Here is a 4,876-nt window from a genome sequence, read left to right on the forward strand (position 1 = left end):
GCACTACCAGATTGCAGGCAACAAAAAACCCGGCCGAGGCCGGGCTTTTGCGTGCTGCCGGAGCCGGGGCTCCAGCAACCAACCGGATCAGGCGGCCTGGAGGGCCTTGATGCGGTCGTTCAGGCGGCTCTTGTGGCGAGCAGCCTTGTTCTTGTGGATCAGGCCACGCGCGCTGAAACGATCCAGGATCGGCTGGGCAACGGCGAAGGCGGCTTGAGCGCCGGCGGCATCGTTGGCGTCCAGCGCCTTGATCACTTTCTTGACAGCGGTGCGCAGCATCGAGCGCTGAGCCACGTTGCGCGCGTTGCGCACGACGGTCTGCTTGGCGCGCTTCTTGGCGGACTTGATATTGGCCACGGTGGTGGTTTCCTGAAAAATCGGTGTTATGGGAACAGCAAGCTAGCTAGTATGATGGCGTAAGAAATGTACGTCAAGTCGATTGTCAAGAGGGACGTTGAGTGAGTTCACCCAAGATGTTGCGGGGCCTGCTGTCGTTCAGCAGCATGACCATGGTCTCGCGGGTTCTCGGCCTGGTCCGGGACCAGGTAGTGACCTCGACCTTCGGCACCAACGCCATCACCGATGCTTTCTGGGTCGCCTTCAGGATACCCAATTTCCTGCGCCGGCTGTTCGCCGAGGGTTCCTTTGCCACCGCATTCGTGCCGGTGTTCACCGAGGTGAAGGARACCCGCAGCCACGCCGAGCTGCGTGAACTGATGGCCCGCACCGCCGGCACCCTGGGCGGCGTGCTGATGCTGGTCACCGCGCTGGCGCTGATCTTCGCGCCGCAGCTGGCGTCGGTCTTCTCCAGTGGGGTGGACACCGACCCGGCCAAGCAGGGCCTGCTGATAGACCTGTTCCGCCTGACCTTCCCGTTCCTGCTGTTCGTCTCGCTGACCGCCCTGGCCGGCGGTGCGCTGAACAGTTTCCAGCGCTTCGCGATGCCGGCGCTGACGCCGGTCATCCTCAACCTGTGCATGATCGCCGGCGCGCTGTGGCTGGCGCCGCGGTTGGGTGGCACACCGGAAAAGCAGATCCTCGCCCTCGGCTGGGCGGTGCTGGCCGCCGGCCTGCTGCAGCTGCTGTTCCAGCTGCCTTCGTTGAAGGGCATCGACCTGCTGACCCTGCCGCGCTGGGGCTGGAACCATCCGGGCGTGCGCAAGGTGATGACGCTGATGGTGCCGACCCTGTTCGGCTCGTCGGTGGCGCAGATCAACCTGCTGCTGGACACCGTCATCGCCGCCAAGCTGACCGATGGCTCGCAGTCCTGGCTGTCGCTGGCCGATCGCTTCCTGGAACTGCCGCTGGGCGTGTTCGGCGTGGCCCTGGGCACGGTGATCCTGCCGGCGCTGGCCCGGCACCACGTCAGCACCGACCGCGAAGGCTTCTCGCGCTCGCTGGACTGGGGCCTGCGCATGACCCTGCTGATCTCGGTGCCGGCCATGCTGGGCCTGCTGCTGCTGGCCGAACCGCTGATCTCCACGATCTTCCAGCACGGCCAGTTCACCGCCTTCGACACCCGCATGACGGCGCTGTCGGTGTACGGCCTGAGCTTCGGCCTGCCGGCGTTCGCGCTGCTGAAGGTGCCTGCACCTGGCGCTGGGCATCGCCAGCGCGCTGTCCAGTTACCTGAACCTGGGGCTGCTCTGGTACTGGCTGGGCAAGACCGATGTCTACCAGCGGCGTCCGGGCTGGGGTGGCTACCTGCTGCGCCTGCTGCTGGCGTGCACGGCGATGGTCGGCGTGCTGCTGGCCCTGCTGTACTGGCTGCCGGGCTTCTCGTCGATGGGCGTGTGGGAACGGATCGGCGCGCTCGGCCTGCTGGTCGGCGGTGGCGGGCTGACCTATCTGCTTGCGATGGTGGCGATGGGCTTCCGTCCGCGCGACCTGCGTGGGCATTGATCGTGGCTCCCGGCGGCTATACTTCAGGGTTACACCATTGAAGGGGCGGGCTTCGGCCGGCCGGAACGAGAGTTGATGAGCAGGCTGTTCAGAAGCGTCGAGGGCGGGGAGCTGTTCCCCAACGGAAGCGTGGTCTGCATCGGTGCATTCGACGGCCTCCACCTGGGCCATCGTGCGCTGGTGCGGCACGCGGTCGCGCGTGCGCGCGCCTTGGGTGTGGCTGCGGTGGCGGTGGCCTTCGAGCCCTTGCCGCGTGAGTTCTTCGCCCAGGGTACGCCGCCGCCGCGGTTGACCCTGGCACGCAGCAAGGTCGAGATCCTGCACGAACTGGGCGTTGATGCGATCGGCCTGCTGCGCTTCGACGCGGCGATGGCGGCGATGCCCGCCGAAACCTTCGTGCGCCAGCTGCTGGCGCAGCGCCTGAACGCCCGCGAGGTGTGGATCGGGCCGGAGTTCTGTTTCGGCAACCGTCGCCGTGGCGATCTGGCCCTGCTGCAGGCGCTGGGCGCCGAGCTCGGTTTCAGCGCCGGCGAGATTGAAGCGGTCGACCTGCATGGTGACCGCATCTCCAGCACCCGTATCCGCCAGCTGCTGCAGGAAGGCGACTTCGCCCGCGTCGGCGACCTGCTCGGTCGCCCGTACTCGATCAGCGGGCGGGTCGTGCGCGGGCGCCAGCTCGGCCGTACGCTGGGCTTCCCCACCGCCAACCTGCGTTTCCCGAAGACCCCGGCACTGTCGGGCATCTACGCGACCTGGGTGCACGGGGTGTTCGACCAGCCGTGGCCGTCGGTGTCCAGTTTCGGTACCCGGCCGACCGTGGACGGCGTGGAGCCGCTGCTGGAGGCGCACCTGTTTGATTTCCAGGGCGACCTGTACGGGCGTCACATCGAAGTCGAATTCGTTGCCAAACTGCGTGACGAAGAGAAATTCAACGATCTGGCGGCGCTGACCGACCAGATGCACCGCGACGCCGAACAGGCGCGTGCCATCCTTTCCGAACATAGATTGCGAGCCACTGCGTGAGCCAGGACTACAAGACCACCCTCAACCTGCCGGCCACCGAATTCCCGATGCGCGGCGACCTGCCCAAGCGCGAGCCGGGCATTCTGGCGCGCTGGGAAGAGCAGGGGCTCTACCAGCAGCTGCGCGACAACGCCGCCGGCCGCCCGCTGTTCGTGCTGCATGACGGCCCGCCGTACGCCAATGCGCGCATCCACCTGGGCCATGCGGTCAACAAGATCCTCAAGGACATCATCGTCAAGTCGCGCTACCTGGCCGGCTTCGATGCGCCCTATGTGCCGGGCTGGGACTGCCATGGCCTGCCGATCGAAATCGCGGTGGAAAAGAAGTGGGGCAAGGTCGGGGTGAAGCTCGATGCGGTCGCGTTCCGGCAGAAGTGCCGCGAGTTCGCCGAGGAGCAGATCGACATCCAGCGCGCCGACTTCAAGCGCCTGGGCGTCACCGGCGACTGGGACAACCCGTACAAGACCCTGAGCTTCGATTTCGAGGCCAACGAGATCCGCGCGCTGTCCAAGGTCATCGCCAACGGCCACCTGCTGCGCGGCGCCAAGCCGGTGTACTGGTGCTTCGATTGCGGTTCGGCGTTGGCCGAGGCCGAGATCGAATACCAGGAAAAGACCTCGCCGGCGATCGACGTGGCCTACACCGCGCGCGATGCGCAGGCCGTGGCGCAGGCGTTCGGCGTAAGCGTGCCGGCCGACGTGGAAGTGGCCGTGCCGATCTGGACCACCACCCCGTGGACGCTGCCGGCCTCGCTGGCGGTATCGCTGGGCGCGGACATCCGCTACGTGCTGGCCGAAGGCCCGGCGCACAACGGCAAGCGCCGTTGGCTGGTGCTGGCCGCTGCACTGGCCGAGCGCTCGCTGCAGCGCTACGGCGTGGACGCGGTGGTGCTGCACGGTGAGGCCGAAGGTTCGGCGCTGGAAAACCAGCTGCTGATCCATCCGTTCTACCCGGAGCGCGAGATCCTCGTGCTCAACGGCGAACACGTGTCCGACGAGGACGGTACCGGTGCGGTGCAYACCGCCCCSGGCCACGGCCAGGAAGACTWCGTGGTCAGCCAGMAGTACGGCCTGCTGGACAAGTACAACGCCGGCCAGGTGACCCCGGTTGACGGCCGTGGCGTCTACCTGGAATCGACGCCGCCGGCAGGCGAGGTGGTGCTGGCGGGCCAGCACCTGTGGAAGGCGCAGGAGGCGATCGTGCAGGTGCTGCGCGACAGCGGCGCGCTGCTGGCCTTCGTCGAGATCCGCCACAGCTACCCGCACTGCTGGCGGCACAAGACGCCGGTGGTGTTCCGCGCCACCCCGCAGTGGTTCATCTCGATGGACAAGGCCAACCTGCGCAGCGATGCGCTGGCCGCCATCGATACCGTCGGCTGGTTCCCGACGTGGGGCAAGGCGCGCATCCAGAGCATGGTCGACGGCCGCCCGGACTGGACCATCTCGCGCCAGCGCACGTGGGGCGTTCCGATTGCACTGTTCACCCATCGCCAGACCGGCGAGATCCACCCGCGTTCGGTGGAGCTGATGCAGCAGGTGGCCGACCGCGTGCAGGCTGAAGGCATCGACGTGTGGTATTCGCTGGACGCGGCCGAACTGCTGGGCGCTGAAGCGGCCGACTACGAGAAGGTCACCGACATCCTTGATGTCTGGTTCGACTCGGGCGTGACCCACGAAGCGGTGCTGGCTGCCCGTGGCTTCGGCAAGCCGGCCGACCTGTACCTGGAAGGTTCGGACCAGCATCGCGGCTGGTTCCAGTCCTCGCTGCTGACCGGCGTGGCCATCGACAAGCGCGCGCCGTACAAGCAGTGCCTCACCCACGGGTTCACCGTGGACGAGCACGGCCGCAAGATGTCCAAGTCGCTGGGCAACGGCATCGAGCCGCAGGAAATCATGAACAAGCTGGGCGCGGACATCCTGCGCCTGTGGATCGCCTCGGCCGACTACAGCAA

Annotated in this window: 3 protein-coding genes and 1 pseudogene; 3 read left to right on the plus strand and 1 reads right to left on the minus strand. The window is 66.9% G+C overall.

Features of this window, described 5'->3' with window-relative positions:
* Window positions 1-87 precede the first annotated feature (87 nt).
* Window positions 88-357, minus strand: a complete 270-nt coding sequence (gene rpsT, locus AC1VAN_RS15590) for a 30S ribosomal protein S20 (protein ID WP_025873851.1) — start codon at window positions 355-357, stop codon at window positions 88-90.
* A gap of 116 nt (window positions 358-473) precedes the next feature.
* Between rpsT and murJ the strand changes: the two are divergent.
* The 3 genes and pseudogenes from murJ to ileS all read left to right on the plus strand — a co-directional run.
* A pseudogene (gene murJ / locus AC1VAN_RS15595) lies at window positions 474-1,902 on the plus strand (murein biosynthesis integral membrane protein MurJ).
* A 75-nt stretch (window positions 1,903-1,977) separates the two neighbouring features.
* Complete coding sequence (locus tag AC1VAN_RS15600) at window positions 1,978-2,925, plus strand: bifunctional riboflavin kinase/FAD synthetase (RefSeq protein WP_025873849.1); 948 nt, start codon at window positions 1,978-1,980, stop codon at window positions 2,923-2,925.
* The coding region (gene ileS, locus AC1VAN_RS15605) for an isoleucine--tRNA ligase (protein WP_480986143.1) at window positions 2,922-4,876 on the plus strand (1,955 nt) is incomplete at its 3' end. The genes AC1VAN_RS15600 and ileS, both read left to right, overlap by 4 nt.

The organism is Stenotrophomonas sp. 05L44_2 (assembly GCF_056665995.1).